Source organism: Kocuria sp. JC486 (genome assembly GCF_011602805.1).
GTDB lineage: Bacteria > Actinomycetota > Actinomycetes > Actinomycetales > Micrococcaceae > Kocuria > Kocuria soli.
On record NZ_JAAOZS010000018.1, the window covers coordinates 18,148 to 34,640 of the forward strand.

17 protein-coding genes and 1 tRNA gene are annotated in these 16,493 nt (G+C 67.1%); 10 read left to right on the top strand and 8 right to left on the bottom strand.

Annotation, left to right across the window (positions count from 1 at the left end; genetic code table 11):
* Positions 1-205 precede the first annotated feature (205 nt).
* Positions 206-745 (top strand): hypothetical protein, encoded by a 540-nt coding sequence (locus GWK18_RS09675; RefSeq protein ID WP_166834912.1) that lies wholly within the window; start codon positions 206-208, stop codon positions 743-745.
* 136 nt (positions 746-881) lie between these two features.
* On the opposite strand, the gene GWK18_RS09680 is transcribed toward GWK18_RS09675, so the two are convergent.
* Positions 882-1,562, bottom strand: a complete 681-nt coding sequence (locus tag GWK18_RS09680; protein ID WP_123826152.1) for a response regulator transcription factor — start codon at positions 1,560-1,562, stop codon at positions 882-884.
* Positions 1,559-2,824 carry an ATP-binding protein gene (locus GWK18_RS09685; RefSeq protein ID WP_166834914.1) on the bottom strand — a complete coding sequence of 422 codons (1,266 nt, stop codon included), beginning with the start codon at positions 2,822-2,824 and terminating at the stop codon, positions 1,559-1,561. Before GWK18_RS09685 ends, GWK18_RS09680 begins: the two co-directional genes overlap by 4 nt.
* A gap of 297 nt (positions 2,825-3,121) precedes the next feature.
* On the opposite strand from GWK18_RS09685, the gene phoU reads away from it, so the two are divergent.
* Positions 3,122-3,817, top strand: a complete 696-nt coding sequence (gene phoU, locus GWK18_RS09690) for a phosphate signaling complex protein PhoU (RefSeq protein WP_123826156.1) — start codon at positions 3,122-3,124, stop codon at positions 3,815-3,817.
* A gap of 101 nt (positions 3,818-3,918) precedes the next feature.
* Here the strand turns inward: phoU and GWK18_RS09695 are convergent, their stop codons facing one another.
* From GWK18_RS09695 to GWK18_RS09705, 3 genes are all read right to left on the bottom strand, one after another.
* The gene (locus GWK18_RS09695; RefSeq protein WP_166834916.1) at positions 3,919-4,674 is read right to left on the bottom strand and encodes a phosphoglyceromutase; all 756 of its coding nucleotides are present in this window, start codon (positions 4,672-4,674) and stop codon (positions 3,919-3,921) included.
* Positions 4,675-4,794: 120 nt separating this feature from the next.
* Positions 4,795-5,145, bottom strand: coding sequence for a DUF2516 family protein (locus GWK18_RS09700; RefSeq protein WP_166834918.1), 351 nt, complete (start codon positions 5,143-5,145; stop codon positions 4,795-4,797).
* Positions 5,142-6,293: a PLP-dependent aspartate aminotransferase family protein gene (locus GWK18_RS09705; protein WP_166834920.1), complete on the bottom strand. Its 1,152-nt coding sequence runs from the start codon at positions 6,291-6,293 to the stop codon at positions 5,142-5,144. Before GWK18_RS09705 ends, GWK18_RS09700 begins: the two co-directional genes overlap by 4 nt.
* Before the next feature lie 149 nt (positions 6,294-6,442).
* Between GWK18_RS09705 and tmk the strand changes: the two genes are divergently transcribed.
* The 6 genes from tmk to GWK18_RS09735 all read left to right on the top strand — a co-directional run bounded on the left by tmk (position 6,443) and on the right by GWK18_RS09735 (position 12,638).
* On the top strand, positions 6,443-7,066 hold the full coding sequence (gene tmk, locus GWK18_RS09710; protein WP_166834969.1) for a dTMP kinase: 624 nt from the start codon (positions 6,443-6,445) through the stop codon (positions 7,064-7,066).
* Positions 7,063-8,202: a DNA polymerase III subunit delta' gene (locus tag GWK18_RS09715; RefSeq protein WP_166834921.1), complete on the top strand. Its 1,140-nt coding sequence runs from the start codon at positions 7,063-7,065 to the stop codon at positions 8,200-8,202. The genes tmk and GWK18_RS09715 overlap by 4 nt, the downstream gene beginning before the upstream one ends.
* A 107-nt stretch (positions 8,203-8,309) precedes the next feature.
* Entirely contained in the window at positions 8,310-9,812 is a 1,503-nt protein-coding gene (locus tag GWK18_RS09720; protein WP_166834923.1) for an alpha/beta hydrolase, read from the top strand.
* A 104-nt stretch (positions 9,813-9,916) separates the two neighbouring features.
* Positions 9,917-10,822 carry a DUF2268 domain-containing putative Zn-dependent protease gene (locus GWK18_RS09725; RefSeq protein WP_209280929.1) on the top strand — a complete coding sequence of 302 codons (906 nt, stop codon included), beginning with the start codon at positions 9,917-9,919 and terminating at the stop codon, positions 10,820-10,822.
* Positions 10,823-10,835: 13 nt separating this feature from the next.
* On the top strand, positions 10,836-11,612 hold the full coding sequence (locus GWK18_RS09730; RefSeq protein WP_166834928.1) for a MerR family transcriptional regulator: 777 nt from the start codon (positions 10,836-10,838) through the stop codon (positions 11,610-11,612).
* A 39-nt stretch (positions 11,613-11,651) separates the two neighbouring features.
* Positions 11,652-12,638 carry an IS481 family transposase gene (locus tag GWK18_RS09735; protein ID WP_166834930.1) on the top strand — a complete coding sequence of 329 codons (987 nt, stop codon included), beginning with the start codon at positions 11,652-11,654 and terminating at the stop codon, positions 12,636-12,638.
* A 46-nt stretch (positions 12,639-12,684) separates the two neighbouring features.
* Here GWK18_RS09735 and GWK18_RS09740 read toward each other — a convergent pair whose 3' ends face one another.
* The gene (locus GWK18_RS09740) at positions 12,685-13,449 is read right to left on the bottom strand and encodes an HAD-IA family hydrolase (protein ID WP_166834932.1); all 765 of its coding nucleotides are present in this window, start codon (positions 13,447-13,449) and stop codon (positions 12,685-12,687) included.
* A 239-nt stretch (positions 13,450-13,688) separates the two neighbouring features.
* Between GWK18_RS09740 and GWK18_RS09745 the strand changes: the two genes are divergently transcribed.
* Together GWK18_RS09745 and GWK18_RS09750 are read left to right on the top strand one after the other, a co-directional pair.
* Positions 13,689-13,761: transfer RNA gene (locus GWK18_RS09745), tRNA-Thr, on the top strand.
* A 213-nt stretch (positions 13,762-13,974) separates the two neighbouring features.
* Positions 13,975-15,618, top strand: coding sequence for a hypothetical protein (locus GWK18_RS09750; protein WP_166834934.1), 1,644 nt, complete (start codon positions 13,975-13,977; stop codon positions 15,616-15,618).
* 39 nt (positions 15,619-15,657) lie between these two features.
* On the opposite strand, the gene GWK18_RS09755 is transcribed toward GWK18_RS09750, so the two are convergent.
* Together GWK18_RS09755 and GWK18_RS09760 are read right to left on the bottom strand one after the other, a co-directional pair.
* Positions 15,658-16,152, bottom strand: a complete 495-nt coding sequence (locus tag GWK18_RS09755) for a hypothetical protein (protein WP_166834936.1) — start codon at positions 16,150-16,152, stop codon at positions 15,658-15,660.
* Between the two features lie 23 nt (positions 16,153-16,175).
* Positions 16,176-16,391, bottom strand: a complete 216-nt coding sequence (locus GWK18_RS09760) for a YbdD/YjiX family protein (protein ID WP_166834938.1) — start codon at positions 16,389-16,391, stop codon at positions 16,176-16,178.
* Between the last annotated feature and the right edge of the window lie 102 nt (positions 16,392-16,493).

Consider the following 16,493-nt stretch of genomic DNA (forward strand, 5'->3'; position numbering starts at 1 on the left):
GTGCCCCTTTCCGACGACCGATTCTAGCACGGCGCTGCGGCGTGTTTCCGGGCGTCCGCGGGCTGCGATCGGCCCCGGCCCGGACGTTCGAACCATGTAGCGGCCTGCAACCTGCGCCGCCATCCGGGTCTCGGATGCGGACGAACCGTCGTCAAGCGGATAGCATGAGATCCAAAAGACATCGAACCGTCGAGGAGTTCGCGCCGTGAACATCGCCGCCCGCAAGCAGGTCAGGATGGTTGGCCTGTGTGCTGCAGTTGTCGCAGCCACCGTGTCAGTGACCGGTTGCTCGTACGTCAACCCCGAAGCCACCACGTTTGAGTACTCGGGTTCGGACGGCTTGGTGGAGAAGATCGACGACGTCTCACTGAACAACATCCTGATCGTTGCCAAGTCGGAGCAGGATCCCGGCCGCGTCCTGGGCACCGTGGTCAACGATTCGGACCAGGACATCACGCTGGAGCTGAAGACCTCCGAAGCCAACGCGCAGATCGAGGTCCCGGCGGACAGCGAGACGCGGCTCGAGGACACCGACAACCAGACCTTGCTGGAACCCGCCGGAGCCCAGCCCGGTGAGATGGTCGAGGTCACCTTCACCACCGACGGCGGTTCCCTGACCAAGTCCGTCCCGGTTCTGGACCACACGTTCCCGCGCTACGCGGAGTACATCCCGGGCGGGGCGCCGTCCACGCCGGGCAACCCGTCCAACACCCCGGCCCCGGAGGGTGAAGAAGGCGGGCACTGACCCGTCTGCGCATCAAACTCCTACGCTTCGACGAAGGCCGGGGAGGAACCCACTGGATGGGTTCCTCCCCGGCCTTCGTCGTGCCCGCACCCAGCGACGGAGCGCTCAGGGTTGCGCGGCGCTCAGGCGCAAGGGTTCACAGTTCGAACTTGTACCCCAGGCCACGGACCGTGACCAGGTGTTTGGGATCCGAGGGGTCCGGCTCGATCTTGGAGCGCAGACGTTTGACGTGGACGTCCAGGGTCTTGGTGTCGCCGACGTAGTCGGAACCCCACACGCGGTCGATCAGCTGGCCGCGGGTCAGCACCCGACCGGCGTTGCGCAGCAGCATCTCGAGCAGCTCGAACTCCTTGAGGGGCATGCTGATGTCCTCGCCCGCGACGCTGACCACGTGGCGTTCGACGTCCATGCGGACCGGTCCGGCGGCCACCGTGGCCGTCTCCACCTCCTCGGGTTCGGTACGACGACGCAGCACGGCCCGAATCCGGGCGACGAGCTCGCGGGAGGAGTAGGGCTTGGTCACGTAGTCGTCCGCGCCCAGCTCGAGGCCCACGACCTTGTCGATCTCCGCGTCCTTGGCGGTGAGCATGATGATGGGCACTGCGGAGCGTTGGCGGATCTGACGGCAGACCTCGGTTCCTGACTGGCCCGGGAGCATGAGGTCCAGAAGGATCAGGTCGGCCCCGGCGCGTTCGAATTCGCTGACGGCGTCGAGGCCGTTGTCCACGACCTCGGTCTCGAACCCCTCACGACCGAGCAGGTAGGACAGGGGATCCGACAGGGATTCCTCGTCTTCGACGATCAGGATCCGGGTCATCGTAGTTCTCCGTTCGCGTCTTGGTTGGTCATCGGCGCCGCGAGCTCTCCGGCACCGCGGTCGGTCGGTTGGTTCCTTGCGGGCTGCGGTGGTTCGCCGGGCTTCTCGGTCCCCTCGGCCGCTTGATCGAGGGCGTCCATTTCCTCCATGACCGGAACCGACAGAGTGAAGGTGGAGCCCTGCCCTTCCCGGGACCAGACCGTGACCTCACCGCCGTGCTGCTGCATCACGTGCTTGACGATGCTCAGTCCCAGCCCGGTGCCGCCGGTCTGCCGCGAGCGCGCCGCGTCCACGCGGTAGAAGCGCTCGAAGATCCGTTCCTGCTCCTCTTCGGAGATGCCGGGGCCTTGGTCGGTCACGGAGATCTGGATCATGCCCTCGCGCTCCCGGACACCCACCCCCACGCGTGTTGCGGGCGGCGAGTAGCGGATGGCATTGTCGATCAGGTTGCGCAGGGCGGTGGTGAGCAGGTCGGCGTCGCCGAAGGCCTGGGCCTGGACCTGCCCGCCCACGACGATCTTGATCTCGCGCGACTCAGCGGTGAGGCGGTTCCGGTCCACGGCCTCACCGATGACCCGGTCCAGGTCCACGGGGCGGCCCGCCGCGACGACGTCGGTGCCCTGCAGGCGGGAGAGTTCCATGATGTCCTGCACCAGCGCGGTCAGGCGTTCTGACTCCTTGTGCAGGCTCTGGGTGAAGTGACGGATGGCGTCGGGATCGTCGGCGGCGTCGCCGATGGCTTCGGACAGCAGGCGGATGGCACCCACGGGGGTCTTAAGTTCGTGCGACACGTTGGCCACGAAGTCGCTGCGCACGGACTGTGCCCGGACGATCTCCGTCTGGTCCTCCGCGAGCAGCAGGACGTACTCGTCGCCCAGGATCGCCACGCGCACGTCCAGGACCGTGGCACCGGAGTGGTTGGGACCGCGTCCGAGTTCCAGGCGGTATTCCTCCGTCACTCCCGTGGCCCGCACGGACCGGACCATCTTCAGCAAGTCCTCCTGGGCCACGGAGTATCCGCGCACCAGTCCGAAGGCGTAGGCGGCCGGTGATGCCCTGACAACACCGTCCACACCGTCCACCACCACGTAGGCCTGTCCGATCACGGACAGCACGTCGGCGGCTCCGTCGGGCAGGCCCGGTTCGTCGATCTCCAGTGCGTCCGCACGGCGACGGGGGGTCCCCCGGAGCACCAGGAGACCGCTCAGGCCAAGCAGCAGGCCGATGAGCCCGGAGACGGCGGCGACGACGGATGAGTCCACGGCACCTAGAGTAAGCGGCCGAACTACCCGGTGGGGGCAGAACCACCCCCGTGGGGACCCCGCGCGTCACCTGGTCATGAACGGTTACGCACGAGTTGGTCAGACGTTCACCCACCCGACCGCCGTCGGGACCGGCCCGGGCACGCACGGGGTCGGCACCGCCGGTAAACTCTTCTGATGGATCTACGGGTGCTGCCGTGCGCCCGAAAATTGTCGATGCCCACACGGGGGACGCGGCCGACTGATCCGGCCGCCGTTTCCTCCCGCGCTGGACACGCGATGTGAGAGGAGCGCGCGATGCGCGAAGTTTTCCAGGCTGAACTGAAGCAGGTCGGCGAGGAACTGGTTGAAATCGCCAAACTGGTGGACAAGGCCTTGAGCGAGGCCCGCCAGGCCTTCTTGGACGCCGACCTGGAGACCGCGCAGGAAGTCATCGCGGGAGACGCCCGCATCGACTTCATGCAGAACGAACTCGACGAGCGGTCGATCGACATCCTGGCCCTGCAGGCGCCCGTGGCCTCCGACCTGCGGATGATCGTGGGTGCGCTGCGGATGAGTTCTTCGCTCGAGCGTATGGGCGACCTGGCGCGCCACCTTGCCCAGGACGCCCGTCGTCGCTACCCGGAGCCCGTTCTGCCCCCGCAGCTGGTGGACACGTTCACCCAGATGTTCGATCTGGACCTGGAGATCATCGAGGGTGTCATCCAGGTCCTGGAAACCCGCGACATGGGGGTGGCCGACTCGATCTACGCAAAGAAGGCAAAGGTCAACGAGCTGCACCAGAGCGTCTTCACCGCGCTGACCAACGAGGACTGGGACTCCCCCGTCTCCACCGCCGTGGATGTGACCCTCTCCGCCCGTTACCTCGAGCGCATCGGAGACCACGGGGTCTCCGTGACCCGCAAGGTTGCCTACCTGGTCACGGGTGAATGGACCCCGTCGGCCTCCGTGGAGCACCCGACGGGTCACGGGCACGTCGGCTCTGACGCCTGAGTCACCCGCGGGATCAACACACAAGGGCGGGGCCCACAACCATCCGGTTGTGGGCCCCGCCCTTGTGCTGAGGCCGTCGGTGGGGGCCCGCCAGGATCAGGTCACTTCTTGCCCTGGTTGGCCACGGCCTGGATGTTGGCCGCTGCGGCCTCCGGGTCCAGGTACTCGCCGCCCGCAGTCACGGGGCGGAAGTTCTGGTCCAGCTCGTAGTACAGGGGGATGCCGGTCGGGATGTTGAGGCCGGCGATGTCGTCGTCGGAGATCCCGTCCAGGTGCTTCACCAGCGCGCGCAGCGAGTTGCCGTGCGCGGCGACCAGAACCACGTTTCCGGCCTTGAGGTCGGGGACGATCTGCTCTTCCCAGTACGGCAGGAAACGCTCCAGGACGTCCTTGAGGCACTCGGTGCGCGGGGCGTCCTGCACGTCGGCGTAGCGGGGATCGTGGGCCTGCGAGAACTCGTCGTCGTCGTCCAACTCGGGCGGCGGCACGTCGTAGGAACGGCGCCAGGTCATGAACTGCTCTTCGCCGTACTCGTCACGCACCTGGGTCTTGTCCTTGCCCTGAAGCGCACCGTAGTGACGCTCGTTGAGGCGCCAGGACCGCTTGACGGGGATCCAGTGACGGTCCGCGGCGTCCAGGGAGAGGTTGGCGGTCATGATCGCGCGACGCAGCAGGGAGGTGTGCACGATGTCCGGGAGGATGTCGCGTTCCTTGAGCAGCTCACCGCCGCGGGTGGCCTCGCCCTTGCCCTTCTCGGTCAACGGCACGTCAACCCAGCCGGTGAAGAGGTTCTTCTCGTTCCAGTCCGACTGCCCGTGGCGCAGCAGGATCAGCTTGTACTTCGCTTCAGTAGCCATGCGCCCAGTATTTCACCGCGGCGACCGCCGATGTCTCGTGTTGCAGCCCTGTGTCTGCGTTCCTGTGTGAATTCGTGGTTCCGCGTGCTGAAAGGTCTGGGATCGCCGCGGGACCGCGGGTCACCAGGCAGAGGGACCGGAGGATTCCACGTCGACGGCGGGCTTGACGTCCGCGAGATAGACGCCGCAGACCGTGGCGGTGATGAGCGCCACGAAGTAGGAGCTGCTGCTTGCCAACTGCCCGGTGAGAATCATGGCCAGGACCAGTGCGATCACGGCAAAGCAAGCGCCGGTCGCGGCCAGCCAGAAGCTCCGCGTCCGCTTGAACGCGCGCTGGAACTGGACGGCCTTGGTCCTGGCCAGGCAGTGGAAGAAGGCGAGGCCGCACAGGACAGCCACGAACACAACAGCCGCCACATCGGTCCAGGTGACGAGCTGCGAGATCAGGTACTCGAAGGGCGAGAGGGTCATGATCCGAGCCTAACGGTCGCCAACGCGCGATCCAGGTCCGCCCACAGGTCCTCGACGTTCTCGATCCCCACGGACAGCCGCAGCAGTGATTCGGGGACGGTCGCCGGTTCGTCGTGGTGCCTTCGCCGCCGCTCCACCAGGGACTCCACTCCTCCCAGCGAGGTCGCCGGGGTCCACACCTCGAGGGCTTCGACCACTCGTTGAGCGCCGTCGGCATCCGTGGCCAGCTCGACGCTGATGATCGCCCCGTACCCACCGTCCATCTGGGCCGCCGCCCGGAAGTGCCCCGGGTCCGAGGTCAGGCCGGGGTACCGCACCCGTGTCACGGCGGGGTGCGCGGCCAGGCGCGCGGCCAGGTCCAGCGCTGAGCGGCCCGAACGCTCGACCCGCAGCGACAGGGTGCGCATGCCCCGCAGGGCCAGCCAGGTCTCGAAAGTCCCGGGGATCGCACCGTTGATGGTGCGGTGGTGCTTCAACCGCGCCCACAGGTCGGGGTCGGTGGTCAGCACGGCCCCCAGGACGACGTCGGAATGCCCGGCCAGGTACTTGGTCACCGAGTGCACCACGATGTCCGCGCCGAGAGTCAGGGGCCGTTGCAGCAAGGGCGTGGCAAAGGTGTTGTCGACGGCGGTCAGCACCCCAGAGGCACGGGTGGCCGCCAGGATCTCGGGCAGGTCGGCCACTTCCAGCATGGGGTTCGTCGGAGACTCCAGCCAGACCAGGTCGGCACCGTCGGCAGCCTCCAGGACCGCCTGCGTGTCCGTGACGTCCACCCGGGTCACGGTGAAGTGGCCCGCGCGTTGTGCGTCGTCGACCAGGACCTGGGAGCCCTGGTAGGCGTGGGTGGGCATGACCACCCGCCCACCGACGGGTACGAGTGACATGACGGTCCCCACGGCGGCCAGCCCGGAGGCCACCGCCAGTGCGGGCAGGTCCGCGTGCTCGAGCCGACCGAGCACCCCTTCGAAGTCCTCCCACGTGGGATTGGACATCCGACCGTACCCACGGTCGGTGTCGGTCATCTCCCCGGCTCCGCGATAGGTCGAGGTCAGGACGACGGCGGGGCTCACGGGTGCGTCGTGAACGGGTTCGGGACGGCCGCCGGTGACCACGACCGTGTCAGGCCGGAGGCCCGTGGAATCAGACATGCCACAAGAATAGGCTCGCCCGTCGCGTCGTCCGATCCCGCCGTTACAGTTGAGCAGTGACTTCCACCGCTCCCCATGGCGATCCGACCGGCCAGGCCTCCGAGGACCGCAGCTCAGACGAACCTGGCTCGGTCGAACGGTACCCGGGGCTGTTCATCGCGTTGGAAGGCGGAGACGGCGCAGGCAAGAGCACCCAGATCAAGCGGTTGACCCGCAACCTCCAGGACACCGGCCACACCGTCCTGACCACCCGCGAACCCGGCGGCTCACCCATGGGTGAGGAGATTCGTGACCTGGTCCTGAATCCTGCGTACGCCCCCGTGGACGCACGGACGGAGGCGCTGCTGTTCGCCGCCTCGCGCAGTGCCCACGTGGAGACCGTGATCCGCCCTGCTTTGCAGCGCGGGGAGGTGGTGGTGACCGACCGCTACCTCGATTCCTCGGTGGCGTACCAGGGCGCAGGCCGTGGACTGGGTACCGCCGTGGTGCGCGACCTCAACACCTGGGCCGTGAGCGGACTCATGCCCGATCTGACGGTGCTGCTGGACGTGAGTGCGGCCACGGGGCGCGCGCGCCGGTCCTCCCGCACGGAGGATCGCATGGAGCAGGAATCCGAGGAGTTCCACGACCAGGTCCGTCAGGCCTTCCTGGACCTCGCCGCACAGTCCCCGGACCGCTACCTGGTCCTTCCGGCGGACTCCCCCGTTCCCGCCCTGGCCGAGCGGATCGCCGCACATGCACAGGAGATGCTGGGAGCGAGGCGGTTGCCGTGACGGTCTGGGACGAACTGGTGGGTCAGGACGCCGTGGTGGCCCAGTTGCAGCGCGCAGCACAGGACGAACGCCCCACGCACGCGTGGTTGTTCACGGGCCCCCCGGGTTCGGGGCGATCCAGCGCGGCCCTGGCGCTGGCCGCCGCCTTGCTGTGTGAACAGCCGGACCCTGCGGAGCGCGGGTGCGGGCGCTGCACGTCCTGCCGCACGGTCGCATCCGGGTCGCACGCGGACCTCACGCATTTCCGCACCGAACACAACGAGATCCGCATCGACGATGCCCGGGAGCTCGTGGTCCGGGCCCAGGACAAACCCTCCGTGGGCCGGTGGCGGGTCATGGTGGTCGAGGACGCCGACCGTATGGTTGAGCGGACCTCCAACGTCATGCTCAAGGCCATCGAGGAACCGCCGCCCAACACGATCTGGCTCCTGTGCGCCCCCAGCCCCATGGACGTGCTGGTCACCATCCGCTCCCGGTGCCGCCCGGTCACCCTCCGGATCCCACCGGTCGAGGCCGTGGCCGAACTGCTCGAAACCCGCGACGGCGTTCCCCCCGCGTTGGCCGCGGAATGCGCCCGGCTCGCCCAGTCGCACGTGGGCGTCGCCAGGCGCCTGGCCCAGTACGACGACGCCCGCGAGCGGCGTCGTCGGGTGGTGGAACTGCCGCTTCGCCTGGGTGGCGTGGCCGACGCCGTGCGGGAGGCCGACCGGTTGACCAAACTTGCCGAGGAAGAAGCCACCGCCGACGCGGAGACCCGCCACGAGGAGGAGCGCGCCCACCTGATGGTGGCCTTGGGAGCACCGGAATCCGGGCGGATGCCCCCCAGCGTGCGCAGCGCCTTGAAGCGACTCGAGGACGATCAGAAGCGGCGCTCCAAGCGCATCCGCACGGACACCCTGGACCGGTTCCTGATCGATCTGACCACGTTCTACCGCGACGTGCTGACCCTCCAACTGGGAACGGGGTCCCACCTGGTCAATTCCCATCTGGAGGGGCCTCTGCAGGACTACGCCGCGAACAGTTCGCCGGAGGAATCCCTCAAGCGCATTGACGTGATCACCCGGACGCGTTCCAGGATCCGCACCAACGCCGCCGCGGGCCTGGCCTTCGAGGCAATGGCGGTGTCGTTGTTGTGACGAGGTTTCCCAGCCGGTTTTCCCCACGCCGATCTTCCCTGAGCCGGTCCTGCTACCACCGGCTCTCTTCGTCGCGGGCACTTGTGGCCGCGGCCGTCGTCGCGCTGATGGCCACCGTGCTCGCCCTGGCCGGCTGCGCCCCCAAGGAGACCTCGACGGCTGATTCGGCGGCCCTGGACGGTACGGACCCGGCGCTGGCCGAGTACTACGAACAGGAGATCACCTGGGATGACTGCCAGGACGTCGCCCGCGGGTCGGACCTCGAGTGCGCGGACCTGACCGTGCCCGTGGACTACTCCGACCCGGAGGGTGAAACCACCACCGTGGTCATGGCCCGGTCAACCTCCGGCGGGAACGCCAGTAAGGGATCGTTGCTGATGAACCCCGGTGGGCCCGGCGGATCCGGTGTGGACCTCATGCAGGCGGCCCCTGCGTACTTCGACGAGGACGTCCAGGAGACCTACGACCTGGTCTCCTTCGACCCTCGCGGGGTCTACCGCTCCGACGGGATCGAGTGTCTGGACGACGCCGAGGTGGACGAGTGGCGGGCGGAGTCGGCCTTCGACCCTGAGACCGAGTCCCTGGACGACCTCCGCTCTGAGTACGAGGACGTCGGTCAGGCCTGCGAGGAGAACTCAGGTCCCGTTCTGGAACACATGGACACGGAATCCGTGGCGCGGGACATGGACGTCATGCGCGCCGTCCTGGGTGATGCGACCACCAATTACGTGGGGTTCTCCTACGGGACGCAGATCGGCTCGACCTACGCGGGCCTGTTCCCGGACCGCGTGGGGCGGTTCGTTCTGGACGGCGCCGTGGATCCCGAGCTGACCAATTCCGAGGTCACGGTGGGCCAGGCCGCTTCCTTCGAGGAAACCCTGCGGCGTTTCGTGGAGGACTGCGCGGAGACCAACAGCGAGTGCTTCACCGACGGATCCGTGGACGACGGGCTGGAGGAGATCCAGAGCATCATCGACCGCACCCGGGACGGGTCCGTGACCGCGGACGACGGGCGCGAGGTCTCGTCGGTCTCCGCCGTCGAGGGGGTTCTGGTCCCGCTGTACTCCCCCTCCGGGTACTCGACCCTCAACCAAGCGCTGGTGGATGCGCAGGGCGGCGACTACACGGCGTTGCTGGAGATCTCGGACTCGAACCACGGGCGGGAGGCCGACGGAAGCTACCGCGGCAATTCGAGCGTGGCCTTCGCCGCCGTCAATTGTCTGGACTACGACGCCGACGCGGTGACCGACGAACAGATGGCCCGGAACCAGGACGAACTGAACCAGGTCTCACCGACCTTCGGTGAGTTCCTGGGCTACTCGGACGCAGCGTGCCAGGGCTGGCCGGTGGAGTCCGTGGATCAACCGGCCGCGGCCGAGTACGACGGTGACTCGCAGATCCTGGTGGTGGGAACCCGCCACGACCCGGCCACGCCGTATCCGTGGGCGGAGGCCCTGACCGAGCAGCTGGGCAATGCCCGTCTGCTGACCTACGACGGCTGGGGCCACGGTGCGTACACGAGCGGGAACTCGTGCGTGATCTCCGCCGTCAACACCTATCTGGTCGACGGCGACCTGCCGGACCAGGGGACGGTGTGCGCCGCGAGCTGACCGGCGCCACCCGATAACGGGCCCCTACTAGCTGTACTGACCGGACACGTTGATCGACCTGCAGGGTTGACCTTGCCGTAACGTCAATGCTTAGCGTCCAAGGCATGACAATCACGATGCTCGACAGCGCCGCAGGCATGCACGCCATGTTCGATAGCTCCCCTGACCAGTGGCCGGAGGCGGCCCGCCGGTTGTGGGAGCCGATGGTCGGCATGTACTTCTTCATCCCTGATGGTCCCGACATGGCCGCAGTTCACGGGCAGAACTTCGGCTTCGGGCCGAGCGCCCCGCGCCAGGACATGCTTGACGCACTCCATCGGTTGGAGCAGGCCGACGCGTGGAACCGCATGGAGCGGGCCCTCACGCAGGGCACTGAGGACTTGGCGGCGGCCTGTCCTGTGGCAACGATTCCCGAACTGACGGTGCTGCTGATCCTGGGCGATCCCACCAACCGACACTTCATGGACGAGATCGGTGGCCTGTCGGCCTTCGGCGGGATCAGTGGCTACATCGCGATCACGGTCTGGCCCACCGACGAGGTCCTCGACCGACTGGAAGCGATCGCCCTGCACGAACTGCACCACAACGTGCGCTACTCGCCCGGTGGCATCGTGTGGAACCCGCAGACCGTCACGGTCGGTGAACACGTCGTTGCCGAGGGGCTCGCCGACCTGTTTGCTGCCCAGTCCCACAGCCGGCGCGGCTACACGCACTTCGTCACCGATCAGACCCGCCGCAGTGACGACGTTCTGCGCAGGGTCGTCGAGGGGTTGGACGTGACAGGGATGCAGGACTTAGCCGCCTGGGTCCTCGGCGACGCCAGTGCTCGCCTGTTCGGTTCCACGCCGGTTGGACTGCCCACCGGCGCCGGATACGCGGCCGGGGCCCGCATTGCCCAGGCATATCTGGAGGCGACCGGTCGCACGGCAGCCGAGTGTGTCACCACGCCCGCCGCTGAGATCTTGGACGTCGCCCTGCCACAGTTGGGCCTGACGCGACACGACGGCTGACAGGAGGAGCGCGATGGTGGAGTGGACTGTCCGTGAACTCGCAGACCGGGCCGGTATCAGCCCACGGACCCTGCGCCATTACCACCAGATCGGCCTCCTGGCCCCGGATCGGATCGGCGCCAACGGCTACCGCTACTACGGGCCCACTGCGGTTGCGCGACTCCAACGGATCCTGCTGCTGCGTGAAGCCGGTCTGTCGCTGACTGCCATCAAGGCAGTACTGGCTGGCGAGGCCGACCATGGTGTCGAAGTCGAAGCTCTCGAAGCCCACCTGCTCCGGCTGCGCCGGGACCAGGATGCCCTTGCGAGGCGCATTGCTGCTGTCGAGCACACCGTGGCGATGCGGCGCGAGGGTCGCCAGCCCCGGATGGACATGATGCTCGAAGGCTTCAACGACCGCTACGAGGACGAGGTCACCCAGCGGTGGGGCCGTGACGTGTTCGAGCAGTCGAACCGCTGGTGGCACACCAAGAGCATCGACCAGCAACGACAGTTCCAAGCCGACGCCGAAGCGCTGTTGGCCCGTTGGGGCGAGCTGCATGCCCACGGAATCGCACCAACAGACACGGCCGCCCAAGACCACGCAGCAGTTCACGCAGCTTGGTTCGCCCAGATCCCCGGCACCCCCGCCCACGACGGGGACACCGCCAAGACCCGCGCCATGCTCCACGGCATAGCCAACCTCTACGCCACCAACCCCGCCTTCCATCCCGCCTTCGGCAGCGCCGAAGCCGCCACCTTCGCCGCCCACGCACTGCACCACTACACCGACGCGAACCATCCGGAGTGAGCCTGGGCGAGCGCGGCGACCCGTCCAGAAAGCTCGCACATGTCCCACGCCAACGCCGCCCTCACGCCGCGCCACCGATTGATCGTTGCTCGCCTGGTGATCGACGACGGGTGGCCGATTAGCGAGGTCGCCGCCCGCTTCCAAGTGTCTTGGCCAACCGTGAAGCGCTGGGCCGACCGCTACCGCAGCGGTGAGTCCATGCAAGACCGCAGCTCGCGCCCACGCCGCTCGCCGAACCGAACCAGCCCAACGACCACCCGGCGTTGCATCAACCTGCGGCTGCGCCTCCGAGAGGGGCCAGTGCAGTTGGCCTGCCGGCTCGGCATCGCTCCCTCGACGGTCCACCGCATCCTCACGGACGCGCATCTGAACCGACTGTCCCACGTGGACCGCGCCACCGGCGAACCCGTCCGGCGCTACGAACACGACCATCCCGGCGCCATGCTGCACGTCGATGTGAAGAAGCTCGGCAACATCCCAAACGGAGGCGGCTGGTGCTACGTCGGCCGCCAACAAGGCGAGAAGAACCGAGCCGCCACCCCAGACAAGCCCCGCAACAAGTACAGCGACCCGTTGATGGGCAAGGCCTACGTCCACACCGTCATCGACGACCACTCCCGCGTCGCCTACGCTGAGATCCACGACGACGAAACCGCCCTCACCGCCACGGCCGTGCTGGTCCGGGCGGTCGAGTGGTTCAACGCCCGCGGCGTCACCGTCGAGCGAGTCCTGTCCGACAACGGCGGCGCCTACCGCTCACACCTGTGGCGCGATGCCTGCACCGAACTCGGCATCAAGCACAAACGTACCCGCCCGTATCGTCCGCAGACCAACGGCAAGGTGGAGCGCTTCCACCGCACCCTGGCTGACGGCTGGGCCTACGCCCGCTACTACACCTGCGAGGCTGAGCGTCGGGGCGAGCTGGATGGTTGGCTGCACTACTACAACCAGCACCGGCCTCACACGGCCTGCGGGAACCAGCCGCCCTTCTCGCGATTGATCAACGTCCCCGGTCAGTACAACTAGCCGTCCGCGAGGTGGGCACCGCCGTCGTTCCCGGATGCCCCCAGCGTCACCCGGGCATCGCCAGGCGGCGGACGGACTCTCCCCTGGAACCGTGCGAGCCCGAATCGCGGTGCGAGCTCGGCAACTGCAGCAGTGCAGGGACGGCGCGGATGGAATCAACCACCACGTCCGCCCCGGCCGACTTCAACGCCGGCCCCAGGTGCGCACCCGTGAGCACACCCACCTTCAAACCGGCCCCGGCCCGCGTCCCGGCCTGCATGTCGGCCGTGGTGTCCCCCACGACCATGACCTCCCGGACGTCGCCGATGTCCAGCGCCAGCAACGCAGTCAGGATCATGTCCGGGTAAGGCCGGCCGCGTCCCGCATCCGCCGGGCACAGGCTCAGGTCGGCCAGACCCATCCACCCCAGGGACTCCAGGATCATGTTCTGGCTGTGCCGGTTGTACCCGGTGGCCAAACAGACCTTGAGGCCGGCCTTGTGCAGTCTTTCGATGGATTCCGCCGCACCCTCGACGGGCTGGACGCCCTCCGCGCTCAACAACTCGTCCAGTTGCCGTTCGAACTCGTGGGTGGCGCGGAGAGCCGTGGCGGGGTCGCCCTGGAAGAGCTGCTGGAAGACCCGGACCTTGGACTGTCCCAGCGTGTCCCGCAGATAAGCCAGCATCCCGGCGAAACGCAGGGAGCCCGTATCCACACCCAGGTCCTGGACGGTCCGAATGAAGGCGCGCTCCATCAACCCGTTGTCCTGGAAGGTCGTCCCTGACATGTCGATGAAGGCCAGTTTCAGGCCACGGGTGAGGTCGTGCCCCATAACTCACCGCCGCGTTCGTGTGCGTGGAATATCTCGAAGCACACATCGTCCAGGGGCGGACAATCCCAGGTCCGACCTGGGGTCGACGGCCGGGTGAACGCTGGGAGAACAGTCGTTCACGTGCGCGGATGACACCCAACCCTGAAGATCCCCGAGCCGAACCCCGGGTGATTTGTGGTGCTGACCCGCGGCGGTGCTAAAGTGTCGTGCGCGCTGCTCGCAGCGCCGCACTTTTGTGCGCCGCCTTAGCTCAGTCGGTAGAGCGATTCACTCGTAATGAATAGGTCGCCGGTTCGATTCCGGCAGGCGGCTCGGTCAAGGAGCCCGGTACCCCACGGTACCGGGCTCCTTTCGTCTCATGGAACGCCCGAGTGCCGCACCGATCAGACGCCAGGGCCCAGAACCCTCCACACGCTCCGCCCATACCTTCGTCACACAGGTTGGACACTTCCGCCCACATCTCTGGTCCCATGCCGCCGCTGCCTTCAGACTGGCCGAAATGCCAATCGATGAGGAGGCATCGGGATGACAACGCCGACCCCTGAAAACACCACACCGGTGGCCGCGGGAGCGACCCTGTTGGACATCTCCGGAGACCAACCACCGCGACAGCGCCAACCGACCATCACGGCCGTACGCACCTTCCCCGCAGACGCCTTCCCCTTGCGGATCATCTGGGGCGACGGTGACAACGCATACGCCGTGCACCAGGACGGTTTCCTGATGCGAACCCAGTCTTCCGGAGTGGACTGGGTTCGGCTCCACTCCCCTGGGCCGAACGACCCCATCCCGGGATACAAAGACGTCTTCATGCCCATTCCGGACACAGACCTCCAACGGATCGTGGCAATGGGTAACGCAGGAACATTCACGGCACCAGTCATGCAACCCATGTATTCCGCGGACGGCGGGCGGACCTGGACGAACGCCGCATCCGGAACGTTGCTCACCGGGGACCAGCCCCTGGGCGCCACTTCAATGGGACGTGATCCCAATTCGGGACACCTCTACTTCGGTGCCTACCTGCCGTCCGGGGCCGACCGCGTGCCCGAGTTGCGCCTGTGGCGTTCCACGGACCAAGGGGTGAATTGGAGCGTGTTCCATGTCTTTCCCGGGATGTCCTCGACCACTGGGCAACCCGTCACCCGTCACATCCACTCGATCACCTGGGACCAGTATTCCCAGCGCCTCTACCTGACCGTGGGTGACCTACAGCCCGGTGGTGGCATTTACCGGGTGACCGCTGACGGCACCGGTGTAGAACCGGTCCTGCTCAACACCCAGGTTCCCAATTATCTGGCCTGTGCGATCGACTTGATGTTCTTCCCGAATCACATCGTGTGGGGCACGGACAATTCCTCGGAACTGGGCATCTTCCGGATGGCAAGGGACCAGATCGGTGCCACCAACCCGCAGGTGGAGAAGACGTTCCGGACCAACTCGAGCAACTGGTGGGCCTGGCCGCTGGACCCCCAGGGCACACGCTGGATGATGTCCGGATCCAATGACAGCGCCTACACCAACATCGACACCGCTTGTCACCTGTACATCGTGGGTGACGAAGGTCTGGAGGTCCACGAGGTCGGCACCGTCCCCGGGCAAGGTGAGTGGGGCGGGCCGCTGTCGGTGCAATGCGTGGGTCCACGGGACGGCAAGTCGCGGTTCTGGATGAACTCGCGGTTCTTCTCGTCCAACTGGTCTGGGTACTTCGCGGCCACGATGTCCACCGGGATTGCCGTCGAAGGCAGAGACCGGCGCGAAATCGGCGCCATGCCCACGGAACGTCTGCACGGAACTGCCACGGTTGACCCCGGATCTTCCGCTGTTCTTGGCCACCTGCGGGTCCCACGCCGACGCCGGGACCTCGTGGTCTTTGACATGGGCCGGTACATCGTCTCAGGCCCGAACACCGCCGTGGTGGAAGTGTGGAACCCACGCACGAACAGCAGGGTGGGCGGGCTGCAGACCAACGCTCTGGACCGTGCCTTCGACAGCGGCTATCAGGCACCCTGGTGGACCCGGGCCGAGAAACTCGACGCGGGGGACGTGTTGCTGCTGAGAGTGACCAACACGGGAACGACGAGCCCCGTGACCGTCACCGGTTTCATGTCCTACCGCTTCGAGCGGTCACGTCGTTCGGACTACGACTGGTCGCCGAACAGCTTCTGACCTGCTCCAGCCGGTCGTTCGACGCCCACCTGAAAGCATTCAGGAATCGTGCAGCGTGAAGAGTTGCTCCGCCCGGTCGACCCGTTCGGCCACGGCCGCCGCACGTCGCGCAATGGCATCGAGCCGCAAGCGGGCCGCATCGGGCCGCTGACTCGAATCCGTCGCAGTCCCCTGCCCATGGAACCGGGCCATCGCGAGCGCTTCGGCCGCCTGCGCCAAATCGTTGCCCGCGCGGGAGAGTTCGCGGTGGACGTCGTGCAGCCACCCACCCTCCGACGGCGGGATGTCCTCCGTCTCAGCGGGAGCGAGAGTCTGCAAGCGGGAACACAGACCCCGCATCCTGGGCAGCAGGTCCGCGAGTTCGTTGGCCACGGGCACCACGGCGTCCAGCACGGCAGGATCCTGGAACTGCTCGAGCACCTGGTGGAACCGGTCCAGTCCGCGCCGGAACCGGTCGTGTGCCCGCCGCCAAGCGCCCCGGCCGAGTTCTTTCTCGTCCCGGCGTGCGGCAATGTGTTCGCTGAAGAAGCCCATGGTGCTCACATGTTCTCAGACCGTCAGCAACAACGGCCCTGCGGGTTCTTCTCCTGATAGTCCTGCCAGTCCCGCCAGAACTCCCGTTCGGTCATGGGTGCTTCACCGGGCTGCCCGTGTGCGGCGTGGAACTCCAGGTAGCGCTGGTACTTGTCGGCACCCATGACCCCGGAGAACCAGCGCCTGGCCTGCCCTGCGCGCCGACCCGTCGAGGTCAGCACAGTGTTGAGTGCATTCACGGTGGCTCGGCTCCTCTCAGTTGATTCGATCCTCGGGACGGGGCCTCGAAGGCCCAACCCGTTCGGTGGGCTCGACGACGACGCCGGGTGGCGCCGTCGTCG